The sequence below is a fragment of the Streptomyces sp. NPDC101227 genome, from assembly GCF_044767545.1.
Taxonomy (GTDB): Bacteria; Actinomycetota; Actinomycetes; order Streptomycetales; family Streptomycetaceae; genus Streptomyces.
The window spans coordinates 76,675-92,172 of record NZ_JBIWOD010000025.1; the positions used below are offsets into that span (position 1 = coordinate 76,675).

The following is a 15,498-nucleotide window of genomic DNA, read 5'->3' on the forward strand; positions in this document are numbered from 1 at the left end:
ATCTGTTGTCAGTGGCGTGCGCTTGGGTAGGCCGCGTGACTGTTCGCGATGTTGCCGAGGCTCTTCCCGACATACCGACGCTGCGGGACCGGTGTCGGTCGATGGCCATGCTGGAGGCTGTGCTGAACCCTGACGGTTAGCGCTGCTACTCATTCAGCCGGGCCTGGTCCGAGACGGAGGAGATCGCCTCGATGCGCAACGGCTCGGGAGACGAGTTCGACGTCATCTTCTCTCCGGCGGGCGCGTATGTCCGAGGCTTCGACCACGAGTCGGCGATGAGCCCATATGTCGACGACGCGCCCTGGCCAGGCGTAGTGGACTCGGTCCCCGAGGCGTTCCGCAGTAGCGTCGAAGAGCCGGCCTTCACAGACGACGGAGTGCCCAGAGTGACGGCCTGCATGTGGCGTGAGGCGGGAAGCGAGCACTGGCGGGCAGGAGGGATCGACTTTCCTGAAGACAACGCCGACCCTGACGGATCGGGTTGGCTGTTCCACATGCTGGTCGACCCATCGCCGGAGGCATTCCAGAACTTCGCGGAGGACTACTACGAGATCCCGGTCGACATCCACGCGGTGCGCCACGTATATGCCCTTCGCCCACTGACCCAGGACGTGGTCACGACTTTGAACGACAAGGTATCCCTGGCGGACATTGCCGACGCAGCCGCCGCGATCGGCTATGCCATCGCAACCGGCTCAACTCCCTGACCTGAACCGCCGGAGACGCTTCGCGGGTACGGAGCGCGCCTGTCAGAGCTCCAGCGTGCCTGGCTCTTCGAAGCCGTCGACCACCGTGGTGGCACCGGCTTCCTGGAATTCCTTGGCAGTCGACCGGTCTGAGACGACCGGCGGCAAGTGCTCAGTCCATTGTGCCGGCGGGAGGTGATCGTGCCGGAGGGCCGCGGCCCCGGGCGGCCGAGGAAGGCGGGCCGGCCCATCGTCCGGCCGTACGGCGAGGCCCTGCTGAACATGGGCCACTGGCTGGAGTTCGCGGCCTGAAGCGGGGCAGTGGGGCAGCGCCCGTGAAGGCCGCTGAGACCGGCACCTCGACGAATGGGCTCGGCTGGAGCCCTGCTTACCGAAGAACGACGGCCGGGGCGGGTGTTGGAAGAGTCATCGTCAGGTGATCACCGGCATCCCGTTCCGGCTCAGGACCGGTATCCCCTGGCTGGACCTGCCGACGTGCTTCGGGATGCGAAAGGCGGTATACGACCGTCGTCGCCGCTGGTCGACGGATGGAACATGGGCGAGGGGCCTGAGGGCCGTCCAGATCGAAACCGACGCGGATGGCCGCATCGACGTTGATGGTGGGCGTGCACTCGACCGGTTGCCGGTGCTCAACCTGTCCGGAAGCGGCGTCGGTAGTCGGTGGGTGTGATGCCCAGCTGTCGGCGGAACGCGCGGATCAGGGTGTCGATCGTGCGGAACCCACAGGCGGTGGCGACCCGGTCCAGGGTGTCGTCGGTGGATTCCAGCTGGTTGCGGGCGGCTTCCACGCGGGCCGATTCCACGTAGGCCGCGGGTGTGGTGCCGAGCTCCGCGCGGAAGATGCGGGGGAGTTGGCGCTCGCTGACGTTGGCGATTGCAGCCAGGCCGGCGGCGGTCAACGGCTGCGCCAGGTTGGTGAGGATGTGGTGGCGCAGGTCGTCCATGCGCTTGGTGGTGGGGGCGTGTTCCGTCGGGACAGAGAACTGCGACTGGCCAGAGGGGCGTTTGAGGTACATGACCAGCTGGCGGGCGACGCGCAGAGCGAGTGCCTCGCCCAGGTCCTCGGCGACCAGGGCCAGGGCGAGATCCAGGCAGGCGCTGATCCCGGCGCCGGTCCACACGTCGCCGTGCCGGATGAAGATCGGGTCGGGGTCGACGTCGACCTCGGGATGGTCGGCGGCCAGCTGATCGGCGGTCGACCAGTGGGTGGTGGCACGTTTGCCGTCCAACAGCCCGGCGGCGGCCAGGATGTGTGCCCCGACGCAGACGCTGGTGACGCGGCGGGACCGCGCGGCGAGAGCGGCAACGTGGGCGACGACGGCGGGCGCGATGACGGGCCGCAGTTTTCCTTCCGTGTCCTCGGTGACCGCGCCGGGGACGAGCAGCGTGTTGATGCTGCGGCGGGCGGCCTCGGCGAACGTGATGTCGGGCAGGACCCGGACGCCGGCCGATGTGGTGATGGGGTCCAGGGTGTCGGCGGCGAGGAGGACGCGGTGGTCGGCAGTGGGGGATTCGCGTTTGGCGAGGGCGAAGACCTCGGGCGGGCCGGTGACGTCGAGCAGGTCGACGCCGTCGAACAGGACGATGACGACGAGGCGTTCTGGCGTGGGCACGGTGCGGCTCCCCAGGAGGTGATGGCGGCATTTGCAAGTTACATGACATTGCCGCCATGGGGGCTGGGTCCGTACTTTCAAGAGGCGGCCCGCCGGACGGTGCGGGGCCGCCGCCATCGACGACATCTCACGAAGGACATTCCTGTGCCTACGACGACGCTGCGCCAGCTCAACGGATTTGACGAGACCCCCGCCAAGCTGTCCGACGCGACCCTGATCATGGTCGACTACCAGAACACCTACACCCAGGACGTGATGGAGCTGGACGGCTGGCAGCCCGCGCTGGACGCCGCGGCGAACCTGCTGGCCCGGGCCCGCGAAGCCGGAGCCAAGGTCATTCACGTGATCAACGACGGCGGTGTGGGCACGCCCTACGACATCACCGCACCGATCGGTCAGATCCACTCCGCCGTCGCCCCCATCGACGGAGAGGATGTCGTGGTCAAGACGACCCCGAACGCCTTCCACGAGACGAACCTCGGTGACCTTGTGGACGCGGCTGGGAACAGCGATGTGGTGGTGGCCGGGTTCATGACGCACATGTGCGTGCAGTACACGGCGGCGGGCGCGTTCCTGCGGGGCAACCGCCCCACCGTTGTCGCGGATGCGTCGGCGACGCGTCCGCTGCGCGCGGTGGGCAAGGAGGTGGAGACGGCGCATGTGCATCACGGTGCGCTGGCCACGATCGAGGACCTGTACGGCGTCGTCGTGTCGTCCGCCGCACAGCTCGGCTGACTTTGTGGCCGAGAGGCGGACCGGCAGGGCGGCCTTGGTCCGTACGGTTGTGGGCCTCGCCGCCGCTGTCGCTGTCGGTGCGGTGGCGACGCTGGGTGGGGTGCAGGTGGCCGGGGCGACCGACGGCAGGACCGCGGACGCCCGGCCCGCTGTGCCCAGGGCCGCGGACGCGTCGGACACGACGACGCTGCGCACCCTGAACAAGCTGCCGAAGGCACCGGCTTCGTTGCGGGATTCGACTCTGATCATGGTCGACTACCAGCGGACCTACACGCAGGGCACGATGCGGCTGGCCGGCTGGCGGGAGTCGCTCAACGCGGCTGCCGATCTTCTGAAGCGGACCCGCGCGGCGGGCGGCACGGTCATCCACGTGCAGAACGACGGAGGCCCCGGCACGCCCTACGACGTGCGGAAGAAGATCGGTCAGATCATGCCCGAGGTCGCACCCGTCAGGGGTGAGGCCGTCGTCACCAAGAAGGTCCCCAATGCCTTCGTCGGTACTGACCTGGGGAAGCTGGTCGACCGGGCCGGGCACCGGAACGTGATCATCGCCGGTTGGATGACGCACATGTGCACGCTGTTCACGACGGAGGGTGCGTTCCTGCGGGGCAACCGGCCCACGGTGGTGGCGGACGCGTCGGCGACGCGGCCACTGCCCTCCGTGAACGGCGACCTGACGGCAGACCAGGTACACCGCAGCGCACTGGCGACGATCGGTGACCTGTACGGGGTGGTGGTGCGCAAGGGCAACACCCTGAAGTAGCCACCCTGGCTGATACGACCGGCCCCACCCGCCTTCCCGGCAGGTGGGGCCGGTTCCGCTTGTGGAGCCTGTCTCGGAACGAACTCGCAGATGAGGAAGGCAAATTGGGCTGACCGGTCGGGTTCTGCTTTCACACAGGCGCAGGGGTCCTACTCCTGTGTCATTGTCTGATTCCCGCGTTCTGTCGGGATCGTTACTGTCCCCTCCGCGGGGGACAAGGAAGACATTGCGCTCCCCCGTGTCATTTCTCTCAAGGGGGTACCAAGCACGTGGCTACACGCAGAGGATTCCTGGGCACCGCAACCGCCGTCAGTGCGGCGACGCTGCTCACCAGCAGCAGGGCGTATGCGGCAGACGACGCGCCCGCCGCGGCGGCCGTGACCGAGAAGGAGGCGCGGGATTCCATCCTCGCGGTGAACGTCGGCATGCGCGCCAACTACGCGGCGCTCAAAGCCGAACTCATCAAAGTTCTCTCTCCGGTGATGGTCGTGCAGAACGACAACAGAGGCGGCAAATTCACCCTGATCCACGGCGGCACACAGGAGGCCGTCCAGCCCGTCGACCCGATATTCGAGCTGGCCAAGTCCATCGCGCACGTACCGCTGGGGATCTTCACCATCCTGGCGCCGTACCTGTCGGACAAGGTCCCCAACATCCCCAACGCCGCCCGCATCGACCCGCACGACCTGGAGATGACGGCGTACGGCCCGGCCGGTGGCACCGGCTGGATCACACCGCTGCAGGACTTCCAGAAGACCATGACCACCGCCAAGGGCAACCTCAAGGCTGCCGGTTTGCCCGCCCAGCTCACCTCGTCCTGCGACGAGATGATCAAAAAGGCGAACGTCTTCATCGACGCGGCAGTCAAGACGAAGCAGTTCGACATGAAGTCCTACCAGGACTTCTCGAAAGCGGCGTTCCCCAACGTCGAGAAGAACATGTACTGGGCCAGCAAGGCGCAGATCGCCGGCGTGCAGGCGCTGATGAAGAAGTGGCGCGCGCAGATCGGCGAGGCGGCCTGGTCCGACATGTACGTCGGAGTCCTCTCCCAGTGGACCACCAGTGTCCTGAACCAGAACACCATCATCATCGGGCCGTGCATGGACGCGAAGAAGGTCGCCACGCACCTGATCGACTTCCCGACGACGTCGACGCCGGCCGACCCGGTCTTCACCGTGCTGGACAACATCGCCCGCATCGTCCAGGACAACATCGCCGCTGAGCTGGTGTTCGTATCGGACACGGAGATCGCCGACGCGCTGAAGGGCAAGCAGGACCTGCTCTCGACGGAGATCCTCGATCAGTTGAAGACTCCGTCCGCCGCTACCGAGGCGACGACGGCAGCATTCACGGCCGGAACCGGAGCCACCGCGGCGAAGTGCCCGTTCAGCCAGAAGGCCGCACAGGTCTGACCCCCCACCCCCGATCACCACATCGGGGACGCACGCACTCGCACCCGCGACACGATCGAGGTTCCACATACCGGTGCCCAGACCCCCCATCCGATCGATGGGGGGTCTGCCTTGTTCCGGCACCGCTCGGCCGGCCGCCCGCCGGACGTTCACCATGGAGAGAACGCATGTCTGCTCACGCTCGGAAATACGGCGCGGTCCGCATCTGGATCCTGGCCGGGGTGGTACTGCTGGCGGTCAACCTGCGTCCGGCGATCACCTGCGTCACGCCCGTCCTCGCCGAGGTGAAGACCCGGTACCGCCTGGGAGTCGCGGGCGTCAGCATCCTGACGACCTTGCCGGTGCTGTGCCTGGGCGTGTTCGCCCTGGCCGCCGCGCCACTGGCGCGCAGGATCGGGGCCGAGGCCGCCATCGCCCTGGCGCTGTCTCTGATTTCCGCCGGGGTGCTCCTGCGTGGGGTGCCGTCCCCCATCGCCCTGTATGCGGGGACGGCACTGGCCGGTACGGGGACAGCTGTCGGCAACGTGCTGATGCCTGCCGTCATCAAGCGGCGGTTCCCCGTCCGGACGGGCGTGCTGACGGGGATCGCGATGACGCTCATGGCCGGCAGCGGAGCGCTTGCCGCCGGCCTGGCCGTCCCGTTGCAGCACGTTGTCGGCTGGCACATCGCGTTCGCCGCGTGGGCGGCGCCGTCGCTGATCGCCGCCGTGGTGTGGCTCAGCCGTGCCGACAGGACACCCCACGCCCGTACCGGGGGCCGTCGACCGAGTGGCCGCCGCACCGCTTCCGGCCCCGTCCCGGTGCAGGCCGCACCGCAGCCCTCCAGCCGGTTCCTGCTGCGGTCCCGGCTGGCATGGGCGGTAGCCGGATACCTGGGCCTGGTCTCGCTCACCTTCTACGTGCTGGTCTCGTGGCTTCCGACGATCATGCGGTTCCAGGGGCACGACTGGCCCGAGGCCGCCACGATGCTGTCCACGATGATGTGCGTCGGAATCCCGTGCGGCTTCGTCGTCCCCGCCCTCGCGGCCCGGCTGAGGGACCAACGGTGCCTGGTCCTGGCCGTGACCGGCGCCGTTGCCGCAGGACTGGGCGGCCTGACGTTCATCCCCGGACAGGCCTGGGTGTGGGTGTGTGTCCTGGGCATCGGCACGGGCAGTGCCTTCCCGCTGGCGATGATCCTGCTGGCGCTGCGGTCAGCGACCCCGCACATCACCACACGCCTGTCCGGGATGGCGCAGACCGTCGGCTACCTGCTTGCTGCCGTAGGGCCCTTGACGATGGGTCTGCTGCGTAGCGCAACCGGCGGCTGGCAGATCCCGCTGTGGATCCTGTCAGGACTTCTGGTGCCCCAGATGCTGCTGGGATGGCGCGCCGCCCGGCCGGGGGCGGTCCAGCCGCCCCCACTCGCCGTGCCGGACCCTGTACCGGATCCGGCACGCACGATGCTCCCGCTGCATCGGTGACCGGCCGGCCCCGGGAGCACGGTGCGGCTTTCTCAGCGTCGGATCACAGCAGATGCCTTGCAGCATCGTTCGGGTTACGGGACGGCACTCGTGGCGCTGACTTACGCAGCTTGGCTAAAGGGTGTTGCAGAAGCGTGGGTCGGAGTGGTGTCGGCTCCTGGCGCTCGGAGGCTCCGAAACCAGGCACGTTCAGACCAGCGCCGGGCGGGGTGGTGCCGTGGATCCGCCGCAGGGTCCGCGGCCGCCGGTGTGGATACTGATCACCATGCGCATGACTTCGCCCGACGCAGTCGTTGCAGCGCGCTCCGTGCTGCACCACGAGCACCGGGCGCGCTACGCGGTGATCGAGGCGAATAACGAGGATGACCATCTGCCCGCGCTGGAGCAGGTCCATCCCAGGGTGAACTGAGGGCGTGAACGCGACGCAAGGCAAGCGGGCGCGGGTGAGTTTGCCTGGTCGATCGGCCCTAGCTTCTGTCGCTCCGGTCTTGGATATCGACGCCGGAGCGGGCGGCTGCCTCTAGCGTGTGCATCGTGAGAGTCCACCGATCGGTCCGGAGGTGCCATGCCCCTGCAGATGAAGTTGACCGCGATAACACTCGACTGCCCTGATCCGCCGGCTCTGGCGGCGTTCTACCAGCAGGCGTCCGGCCTCGAACCCCACCCGAAATCAGACGCTGATTTCGCCGGTCTCAGCCATGCGGACGGACTCTTCATCGGCTTTCAACGGGTCGACGACTACCGGGCTCCACGCTGGCCCGACCAAAGTGTTCCCCAGCAGTTGCACCTCGACTTTGCGGTCGAGGACTTGGACGAGGCCGAGGCCCGGTTGCTGGAGCTGGGCGCGGGCAAGCCGGATCACCAGCCGGGTGAGGACAGGTGGCGGGTCTTCACCGATCCGGCGGGGCATCCGTTCTGCCTGGTCCGGCGTTGAGGACAGATCGCCAGATCAGTCGCTTCCGTACGAGATTACGATCGGAGCCAGATGAGGAGGGCGGCAGCTTGACGGTGCCGAGGTACACGTATCCGCGTTTGTCGTAGCGGGTGGCGACGGCCACGGCGTCGGACACCCCCGGCCGCCGGTGCCATGAAGCCCGAGAGGGCGGGCTAAGCGAGGTGCAGTACCGGCCGGCAGGAGCTCCAGAGCGCAGTCGATACGCCGTCGTGCAAGCCTGGACAGCTGCTGTCCCACGTGTCCCGCTTCGGCCATGGGGAGAGAGGGGCGATCGGTCGAGACTGCGGGTGCTTCCCTCGGACCTGCGGTGCTCGAAGCTTTGTGACGTCCGTGTGGTGTTCGGGTCACAGCATGCGGTCCGAATTCCGAGTGCCGGGAAACTTGCTTGTCCACCAGGACCGGCCGTGGCGCGTGACGGCGAAGCCCTCGTAGCCGTCGAGGTGTTCCAGCCATTTCCTGGCCTTCCTTCCCATGGCGCATGCTGCCGTTGCGTAGGCGTCGGTCAGGGTGAGTCGTCGGCCGACCACGGTGAGGGAGGCGGGGCCGTCGGCGGGGGTGCCGGTGTGCGGGTCGAGGATGTGTGCGCCGCGTTCCGCGGTGCCCGAGGTGGCGATGGCCAGGTCGCGGCCGGTGACGACGGTGCACAGCTCGCCGGGCCGCAGAGGGTGGGCGATGCCGATGCACCACGGGACGCCGGGGGCGGACTCGCCGCTGAGCTGGAGGTCTCCGCCGCCGTTCACGCAGATGTTGGGGGCTCCCGCGTCGTGGAGGATCTGCCAGGCGCGTTCCACGGCCCACCCTTTGACCAGGCCGGAAGGGTCGAGAGTGCCGTCCGGTGTGGGGCTGAACCAGCCGTCGGTGGTGCGGCCGGCCTGGGCGCAGAGGCCGAGGACCTCCCGTACTTCGGGCGGGCAGTCGTCCAGTGTGCGGTCGCCCCGGGCGAGTTGGCTGATGGCGCTGTCGGGACGGTAGGTGGAGAAGACCCTGTCGACGTGGTGGAGCCAGGCGACGGCGTCGTTGAGGGCGGAAGGGACGGCGGCGGTGTGCGGGTCGCGGATATCGAAGGAGAACACGGTGCCCATCGCGTGCTCGACATGGCGCAGGCCACGCCGGCGATCAGACACCTGCTTTGTCCAATGCGCTCTGAAGGGACTGCGTGTATCCGGCGCTCGTGTAGCTGGCGCCGGAGACCGCGTCGATCTGGGCGCTGTGGGTGTTGAGGGCCTCCTGTGTCAGGCGAGGTAGGGCGTATGCGGCGATCTCCCGGTCGCGGCCGTTCTCGGACGGTGCCTGGAGCACTTTGACGGCGGTGAGCCGGCCGGCCTTGACGGTGGCCGCTACCTGCACGGTGCCGTACCTGATGGCGATCGGGGCGCCGGTGTACGTGCCGTTTCCGTGACCGGCGTCCTGTCCATGGCCGGCGCCCCGGTGTGCGGTGCCGGACGGTGCCGGTGCGGCGCTCGTCGCCGGTGCGCCGCCGGCCGGACCGGGACTGTGGTGGGGTTTGAGAGCGAGCAGGAGGACGACCAGGGCGCTGGTCGACGCGGTGGTGAGTACGGCTCGGCGCACGTGGTGGCTCCTCAGAACTCGAACGACTCGTGGTGGATGTGGCGACGTGGCACTCCGGTGCCCCGTAGAGCGCGCTGGGCGGCTTCGGTCATGCCGGGTGGGCCGCACAGGTACACCTCGTGCGCGGCCAGGTCCGGTATCAGGCGGTTCAACGCGCGGGCCGTCAACGGGAAGGAGTACCTGGCCGGTTGGCTCACGAAGTAGTGCACGATCGCGCCGCGGGTGGTGGCGATGGCATCGAGTTCGGAGCGGAGTGCGAGGTCTTCGGGCCGCCGCGCCCGGTAGACGAGGGTGACTTCTCCGGGGAGGGTCTCGAAGAGGGCGCGCAGGGGTGTGATGCCGACGCCTCCCGCCAGTAGCAGCGTCTTAGGGGCTCTGCGGCGCGCCGCGGTGAAGGCGCCGTAGGGGCCTTCGGCCCATACGCGGGTGCCGGGTCGCAGGTGTGCCAGAGCAGCGCTGTGCCCGCCGGCCTCTTTCACCGTGATGCGGAGGTGATGGGGGAGTGGTGGCGCGGAGAGGGAATACGGGGTCGCGGTCCACCACAGGCCCGGAGCCAGGAAACGCCAGCGGAAGAACTGGCCCGGCTGCGCCCCCAGTTCCGTCAGGTGTCGGCCGGTGAGATGGACCGAGACCACCCCCGGTGCCTCCTGGCGGACGTCGGTGACACACAGGCGGTGGCGCAGCGCTCGGCGTACGGGGAGCAGGAAGCGGTACCAGGCGATGAGCGCCGCCACCGAGAGGTAGAGCGCGTACCAGGCCAGTTGGGCGGGCCGGTGGCCGACGAAGTCGGCGCCGTTGGAGAGCTGGTGGCCGAATGCGAGAAAGACCGCCAGATAGGTGGCGAAGTGCAGGTAGTGCCAGGTTTCGTAACTCATTCTGCGGCGGGCGGCCCGCGCCGAGACGACGGCGGTGGCAAGCAGCAGCAGAAAGGCCGCGGTGGCCTTGAGCATGTCGGGATAGTCGACGACGAGCGTGGTCGTCTGGTGCACCACGCCGCTGTGCGAGGCGAGTGCATATCCCCAGATGACCAGGAGCGTGTGGGCGAGGACGAGCGAGAGGACGTAGCGTCCGCCCATGGCATGCCAGCGAGCCAGGCGGTCCGTGCCCAGGCGGTGATCCAGCAGCGGGATCCTGGCCATCAGGGCGACCAGTACCGCGCAGCCGTATCCGGCGAGCAGCCCGGTGATCCGCCCGGCGCCGGTCAGCCAGTCCGCCGGGCTCGTCACTGACGCGGTGTCCGCCCACCACAGGCCGAGCACGCCGACGGCACCCGCCCAGATGGTGCTCTGTGCCAGCAGCGGTACGAGGGACGGCGGCCGGCGCGGGGACAGGCGGCGCACGGTACCGCGGCGGGGGTGCGAAACGGTGCTCATAGGGCTCCCTTTCCGTGGTCGGCGCCACCGTCGCAGGGCAACCTCTGAAGATTCTCTGATTCGGCCTGTGCGGGGCGCTGACCGGCGAATTCAGAGGAAACTCAGAACAAGGGCGGGCCCGCGCGGGCCGACGTCCGGGGGATCCTGGAGTGACCATGGAGAACCACTGCACCACAGTCCCTCTGCAGAGCGAGGACGGAGCGCCGGTCCGCGTCCTTGTGATCGACGACGAGCCGGACCTCACCGAAGTGCTCTCCGGAGCCCTGGCGAGCGAGGGCTGGACGGTCCGCACCGCGGCCGATGGCGCCACGGCCCTCGAGGCGGCCCGCACCTTCCGTCCACACGCCGTCGTGCTGGACTGGATGCTCCCCGACATCGACGGCCTGCGGCTGCTGCATCTGCTGCGCCGGGAACTGGAGACGGTCTGCGTCCTCTTCCTGACCGCACGCGACTCCGTCGAGGACCGTATCGCCGGGATCACCGCGGGCGGCGACGACTACGTCACCAAGCCGTTCAGCCTCGAAGAAGTACTGGCACGGTTGCGCGGCCTGCTGCGCAGAGCCGGCATGGCGCGAGAGCCCGAGGGCAACCGCCTCGTCGTCGGCGAGCTGATCATGGACGAGGAAGCGAGGGAGGTCGTCCGGGGTGGCGAGCTCATCGAACTCTCCCGTACCGAGTTCGAGCTGCTGCGATTCCTGATGCGCAATCCGCGGCGGGTGCTGTCCAAAATACAGATTCTCGACCGGGTCTGGTCCTACGACTTCGGCGGCAAATCGCACGTCGTCGAGCTGTATATCAGCTATCTGCGCAAGAAGATCGACGCCGGCCGGCCACCGATGATCCACACCGTCCGGGGCGTCGGCTACGTCCTCAAGCCGGAGGAGACGTGATGCGGCCGCTACCGCGCACCCTGCGCAGTCAGCTCACCGCCGGCCTGGTCGCCCTCCTCGCCCTCGCGTGCCTCGCCGTCGGAGTGACCACCGTCGTCGCGCTCGAAGGCTTTCTCGTGCGCCGCCTCGACCAGCAGCTTTCCGCCTCGGCCGGCCGTTTCGCGGTGAGCCTGGAACACGAGGCGCGACCGGACGCCGACAACCGGCCCGACACCCGCGGCCAGGCGGAGGGCACGTTCGGCGCACGGCTGCTGCGTGGCACCCCGACCCAGGCGGCCGTGGTCCGTGCGGCGGCCGATGCGAGGGTGCCGCTGACCAGAGACGACCGACGGGAGCTGGCCGCGCTCCCCACGGACGGCACGGGACGCAGCATCCGGCTGTCCGTGCTGGGGCGCTACCGCGTCAATGCCGTGGCCGGAGACGACGGCGATGTCCTCGTCACAGGCCTGCCGCTGCACCCGGTCGAGGAGACCGTGCACCGGCTGGAGGCCGTGGAGGCAGCGGTCTTCGGCGGCGCCCTGCTCGTCACCGGCGTCATGGGGGCCTTGTGGGTACGACTGTCCCTGCGTCCCCTGCGGCGCGTGACCGCCACCGCCGCGAGCGTGGCCGAGCTGCCGCTGGCCAGCGGCGAGGTGGCCATGCCGGAGCCGGTTCCGGTGGCGGACCCGCGCACCGAGGTCGGGCAGGTGGGTACCGCCCTGAACCGCATGCTCGGCCATGTCGGCAACGCCCTGGAGCGTCGCCAGGCCAGTGAGGAGCGGCTGCGCCACTTCGCCGCCGACGCCAGCCATGAGCTGCGCACCCCGGTGGCCAACGTGCGCGGCCACGCGGAACTGGCCCTCCGGCACCAAGGGCCCGTACCCGGCGATGTCCGTCGCGCCCTGGACCGCATCCAGTCCGAGTCGGAGCGGATGAGCCGGCTGGTGGACGATCTGCTGCTGCTCGCCCGTCTCGATGCCGGCCGGGCGTTGGAGCGGACGCCGGTGGACCTGACCCACTTGGTGCTCGATGCGACGGATGATGCGCGGGCGGCCGGTCCTGACCACCGGTGGCTGCTGGATCTCCCCGAGACGGCGGTAACGATCACCGGTGACAAGCACCGGCTGTATCAGGTGATCGGGAATCTGCTCGCCAATGCCCGCAGCCATACGCCCGCAGGGACCACGATCACGGTGCAGCTGACGGCCGACGACTCCGGCACCCGGCTGACCGTCGCGGACGACGGCCCGGGAATTCCGGAGGATCTCCGCCCCGAGATCTTCGGCCGCTTCGTCCGGGCCGATCACGGCCGTTCGCGAGCCGCCGGCGGCACGGGGCTCGGGCTGGCCATCGTGCACGCGGTGGTCACCGCGCACGGCGGCTCGGTTGCCGTGACGAGCCGTCCCGGACACACGGTCTTCACCGTGACCTTTCGTCCGGGTACGTCGGCAGGCCCTACTCCCGGTGCAACGCGACCTTGAGCGCTCCGGTCTCGACGCCTCGGGCGAAGACGTCGTAGGCCTCTTCCACCTGGTTGAGGCCGAAGCTATGGGTGATCAGCGGGGAGATGTCCAGGCGGCCGGACGCCACCACGTCCAGCAGCCAGGGCGTGGAGAAGGTGTCCACCTGTCCGGTGCTGATCGTGACGTTCTTGCGCCACAGCGCCTCAAGATGCAGGGTCGCGGGCTTGCCGTGCATGCCGATGTTGGCGATATGCCCTCCCGGGCGCACCGCCTGCGTGCACAGGACGAAGCTCTCCGGTGCGCCGACGGCCTCGATGGCCACGTCGGCTCCTGGCCCTTCCGCCAGGTCGCTGATCATCCGCCCGGGGAGCTCGGCGAAGTCGACGCCGAGCCGTGCCGCGGCCTTGAGCCGTGAGGGAGACAGGTCTACGGCGATGGTTCTGCGGGGTGAGAAGAGCCGCGTGGTGAGGACGGCGGCGAGGCCGATCGGCCCGGCCCCCACGACAACTACGGTGTCCCCAGGGCCCACTTGTCCGTTGCGCACCCCGACTTCGTAGGCGGTGGGCAGGACTTCGGCCAGCAGGACCGCGTCCTCGCGGGTGACTGCGCCGGGGCGCCGGTGGGTGGAGTGGTCGGCGAAGGGGACGCGGACGAGTTCCGCCTGGGTGCCGTTGATGCTGTTGCCGAGGATCCACCCGCCGCCTCCGCGGCACTGCCCGTATGCGTGCTCCCGGCACAACGAGCAGCGGCCGCAGGCCGAGACGCAGGACACGATCACCTCGTCACCGGGCCGGAGGGAGTGCACTCCGGAGCCGACTTCGGTCACCTCGCCGAGGGCCTCGTGGCCGAGCACCGTCCCCGGCTTCACCTCAGGCAACTCTCCTGCCAGGATGTGCAGATCGCTGCCGCAGATGGTGGTGGTCTCGACCCGTACGACGGCGTCGGTCGGCTCCTCGATCACGGGGTCCGGGACCGTATCCCAGGTGCATTCTCCCGGGCCCTGGTAGACGAGTGCGCGCATGATGTCACCTCCTCGCTGTCATGCCTGTGCGGTCTCCGGTTCAGCCATGGGGAACCACGGCCATCGGGCAGGCTGCGTGGTGCGCGGCGGCATGGGCAACATTGCCCAGACGCGGCGCCAGGGCGGGCCGGTGCTCGCGTCGGCCGATCACCAACAGGTCGGAGCCCGCGGCCGCCTGCACCAGGGCCCGGGCCGCGCTTGCGAGGTGCACGCTGTTGACCACCTGTACGCCGGGGAACTTCTCCTGCCAGGGGCGTAGCACCTCGCTGAGCCCTTTCAGTGCATCCTCTCGGATCTCCTTGGACTCGTCGGGATCCACGCCCCACGGCGCGTACGCCGCAACCGGCAGGCTTCGTCCGTGCACGGCCTGCAGTCGGACGCCGCGCACGGCAGCGGCGTCGAAGGCGAACTCGAGGAGGTTGTCGCAGGGCCCATGCAGGCTGAGCCCCACGGTCACGCCGCCCTCGTGGGTGGAGGTGCCGGGCTTTTCGCCCATGCCAGTGCGCACGAGCACCACGGGCCGGGCGGCCCGGACCACCACGTCCATGCTGGTGTCGCCCAGGAAGAAGCTTTCGGTGGGTGTCAGTCCCCGTGATCCGAGCACGAGAACCCAGGACTGGGCTGCCGCGTCGAGCAGAGCGGTCACGGCATCCGCTGCGACCAGGTCCTCAACGATCGGCAAGTACGGGTGGCGCTCGTGGACGTCCCGCTGCACGTCGTGCACGATCCGCTTCGCCCAGTAGCTCTGATCCGTTTCGGGGGACGGCGCCTCTGCGTCTGCGGCTGCCGGGGAGAGGAGAGGCCAGGCGTGCAGCAGGCGGAGCGTGAAGTTGCGCTGATGGGCTTCGTCGGCGGCCCAGCGGGCGGCGTCCAGGCTCTCTGCCGAACCGTCGAGGCCTACGGTGACGACGGACTCCATGGCGGTTGCCTCCGTCTTGTCGGACGCTGGAACGCGGGGACGGGAATGTCCTCCGCCCTTTCAGCGTGCTGCCGTCGCGCGACGGGTGCCAGGGCCCCTCGGTCCCCATCGGCAGCCGCGCGGGGCACACCCGGGAGGGGGAAAGGCGCGGCGAGCGACAGGCGGAGGAGGTGCGGGCGGTGGAGATTCCCCTGGTGGTCGGGGTCGACGGATCCGAGGCCGGACTGGAGGCCGTGGACTGGGCCGCTGACGAGGCAGCGCGCCACGGGCTTTGCGCCTCGTGCATGCTGCTCCGCCGCATCATGAGGCGCCCGACGCGCGGGTCGCCGGCGCAGGTCCGTCCGGTCAGGAAGCCCGGGAAGCCGTCGACCGCATCATCGCCTCGGCGACGGCGCGGGCGGCACAGCGTGCCCCGAACGTGCGGCTGTCGAGCGAGGTGCCGTGCGAGGACGCGGCGGCGTCCCTGACGGGTGCAGGTCGGAACGCCTTTGCCCTGGTCCTTGGGTCCCGAGGGCTAGGAGCTGGATGAGCCGACCGGCCCCCATCGGCGGAATCAGGACCGATCGGCCCTCGGAACAGGGCTTCTGGCCCGCGTGCCGTCGGCATGCGGGCATGTCACGTTGGAGGGGACAGGGG

Annotated in this window: 14 protein-coding genes and 3 pseudogenes; 11 read left to right on the plus strand and 6 right to left on the minus strand. The window is 69.2% G+C overall.

Annotation, left to right across the window (positions count from 1 at the left end):
• Positions 1 to 35: 35 nt before the first annotated feature.
• Together ACIRPT_RS37165 and ACIRPT_RS37170 are read left to right on the plus strand one after the other, a co-directional pair.
• Positions 36 to 707 (plus strand): annotated as a pseudogene (locus tag ACIRPT_RS37165) (hypothetical protein).
• A gap of 355 nt (positions 708 to 1,062) precedes the next feature.
• Positions 1,063 to 1,334 (plus strand): annotated as a pseudogene (locus ACIRPT_RS37170) (transposase); the annotation flags it as partial.
• A gap of 2 nt (positions 1,335 to 1,336) precedes the next feature.
• Here the strand turns inward: ACIRPT_RS37170 and ACIRPT_RS37175 are convergent.
• Positions 1,337 to 2,320 (minus strand): GlxA family transcriptional regulator, encoded by a 984-nt coding sequence (locus ACIRPT_RS37175; protein WP_403835656.1) that lies wholly within the window; start codon positions 2,318 to 2,320, stop codon positions 1,337 to 1,339.
• 144 nt (positions 2,321 to 2,464) lie between these two features.
• Here ACIRPT_RS37175 and ACIRPT_RS37180 point away from each other — a divergent pair, with 144 nt between their 5' ends.
• The 6 genes from ACIRPT_RS37180 (at position 2,465) to ACIRPT_RS37205 (ending at position 7,627) form a co-directional block, all read left to right on the plus strand.
• The gene (locus ACIRPT_RS37180) at positions 2,465 to 3,055 is read left to right on the plus strand and encodes an isochorismatase family protein (RefSeq protein ID WP_403835658.1); all 591 of its coding nucleotides are present in this window, start codon (positions 2,465 to 2,467) and stop codon (positions 3,053 to 3,055) included.
• A 151-nt stretch (positions 3,056 to 3,206) separates the two neighbouring features.
• Positions 3,207 to 3,818 carry a cysteine hydrolase family protein gene (locus tag ACIRPT_RS37185; RefSeq protein ID WP_403835736.1) on the plus strand — a complete coding sequence of 204 codons (612 nt, stop codon included), beginning with the start codon at positions 3,207 to 3,209 and terminating at the stop codon, positions 3,816 to 3,818.
• Between the two features lie 269 nt (positions 3,819 to 4,087).
• Positions 4,088 to 5,230, plus strand: coding sequence for a hypothetical protein (locus ACIRPT_RS37190; RefSeq protein WP_403835660.1), 1,143 nt, complete (start codon positions 4,088 to 4,090; stop codon positions 5,228 to 5,230).
• Positions 5,231 to 5,397: 167 nt separating this feature from the next.
• Positions 5,398 to 6,693, plus strand: coding sequence for a CynX/NimT family MFS transporter (locus ACIRPT_RS37195; protein WP_403835663.1), 1,296 nt, complete (start codon positions 5,398 to 5,400; stop codon positions 6,691 to 6,693).
• 217 nt (positions 6,694 to 6,910) lie between these two features.
• Entirely contained in the window at positions 6,911 to 7,102 is a 192-nt protein-coding gene (locus tag ACIRPT_RS37200) for a hypothetical protein (RefSeq protein WP_403835665.1), read from the plus strand.
• A gap of 156 nt (positions 7,103 to 7,258) precedes the next feature.
• The gene (locus ACIRPT_RS37205; RefSeq protein ID WP_403835667.1) at positions 7,259 to 7,627 is read left to right on the plus strand and encodes a VOC family protein; all 369 of its coding nucleotides are present in this window, start codon (positions 7,259 to 7,261) and stop codon (positions 7,625 to 7,627) included.
• A 365-nt stretch (positions 7,628 to 7,992) separates the two neighbouring features.
• Here the strand turns inward: ACIRPT_RS37205 and ACIRPT_RS37210 are convergent, their stop codons facing one another.
• The 3 genes from ACIRPT_RS37210 to ACIRPT_RS37220 are packed head-to-tail and all read right to left on the minus strand — an operon-like array spanning position 7,993 to position 10,590.
• Positions 7,993 to 8,772 (minus strand): FAD:protein FMN transferase, encoded by a 780-nt coding sequence (locus ACIRPT_RS37210; RefSeq protein ID WP_403835669.1) that lies wholly within the window; start codon positions 8,770 to 8,772, stop codon positions 7,993 to 7,995.
• Entirely contained in the window at positions 8,765 to 9,217 is a 453-nt protein-coding gene (locus ACIRPT_RS37215; protein WP_403835671.1) for an FMN-binding protein, read from the minus strand. Before ACIRPT_RS37215 ends, ACIRPT_RS37210 begins: the two co-directional genes overlap by 8 nt.
• 11 nt (positions 9,218 to 9,228) lie before the next feature.
• Entirely contained in the window at positions 9,229 to 10,590 is a 1,362-nt protein-coding gene (locus ACIRPT_RS37220) for a ferric reductase-like transmembrane domain-containing protein (RefSeq protein WP_403835673.1), read from the minus strand.
• 155 nt (positions 10,591 to 10,745) lie between these two features.
• Here ACIRPT_RS37220 and ACIRPT_RS37225 point away from each other — a divergent pair, with 155 nt between their 5' ends.
• The gene (locus tag ACIRPT_RS37225; protein ID WP_403835738.1) at positions 10,746 to 11,480 is read left to right on the plus strand and encodes a response regulator transcription factor; all 735 of its coding nucleotides are present in this window, start codon (positions 10,746 to 10,748) and stop codon (positions 11,478 to 11,480) included.
• On the plus strand, positions 11,480 to 12,940 hold the full coding sequence (locus ACIRPT_RS37230; RefSeq protein ID WP_403835675.1) for an ATP-binding protein: 1,461 nt from the start codon (positions 11,480 to 11,482) through the stop codon (positions 12,938 to 12,940). Before ACIRPT_RS37225 ends, ACIRPT_RS37230 begins: the two co-directional genes overlap by 1 nt.
• On the opposite strand, the gene ACIRPT_RS37235 is transcribed toward ACIRPT_RS37230, so the two are convergent.
• A complete protein-coding gene (locus ACIRPT_RS37235) occupies positions 12,915 to 13,943 on the minus strand; it encodes an alcohol dehydrogenase catalytic domain-containing protein (RefSeq protein ID WP_403835677.1) in 1,029 nt (342 codons plus the stop codon). The two genes, ACIRPT_RS37230 and ACIRPT_RS37235, sit on opposite strands and share 26 nt — an antisense overlap.
• A gap of 40 nt (positions 13,944 to 13,983) precedes the next feature.
• On the minus strand, positions 13,984 to 14,862 hold the full coding sequence (locus tag ACIRPT_RS37240; protein ID WP_403835679.1) for a universal stress protein: 879 nt from the start codon (positions 14,860 to 14,862) through the stop codon (positions 13,984 to 13,986).
• A gap of 179 nt (positions 14,863 to 15,041) precedes the next feature.
• Between ACIRPT_RS37240 and ACIRPT_RS37245 the strand changes: the two are divergent.
• Positions 15,042 to 15,382: pseudogene (locus ACIRPT_RS37245) on the plus strand (universal stress protein); the annotation flags it as partial.
• Positions 15,383 to 15,498 lie beyond the last annotated feature (116 nt).

What these genes read in the sequence shown, in the direction of transcription:
- ACIRPT_RS37195 (WP_403835663.1), top strand. Translation starts at nt 5,398, where the DNA reads ATGTCTGCTCACGCTCGGAAATACGGCGCGGTCCGCATCTGGATCCTG.
- ACIRPT_RS37205 (WP_403835667.1), top strand. Translation starts at nt 7,259, where the DNA reads ATGCCCCTGCAGATGAAGTTGACCGCGATAACACTCGACTGCCCTGAT.
- ACIRPT_RS37220 (WP_403835673.1), bottom strand. Translation starts at nt 10,590, where the DNA reads ATGAGCACCGTTTCGCACCCCCGCCGCGGTACCGTGCGCCGCCTGTCC.
- ACIRPT_RS37225 (WP_403835738.1), top strand. Translation starts at nt 10,746, where the DNA reads ATGGAGAACCACTGCACCACAGTCCCTCTGCAGAGCGAGGACGGAGCG.
- ACIRPT_RS37230 (WP_403835675.1), top strand. Translation starts at nt 11,480, where the DNA reads ATGCGGCCGCTACCGCGCACCCTGCGCAGTCAGCTCACCGCCGGCCTG.
- ACIRPT_RS37235 (WP_403835677.1), bottom strand. Translation starts at nt 13,943, where the DNA reads ATGCGCGCACTCGTCTACCAGGGCCCGGGAGAATGCACCTGGGATACG.
- ACIRPT_RS37240 (WP_403835679.1), bottom strand. Translation starts at nt 14,862, where the DNA reads ATGGAGTCCGTCGTCACCGTAGGCCTCGACGGTTCGGCAGAGAGCCTG.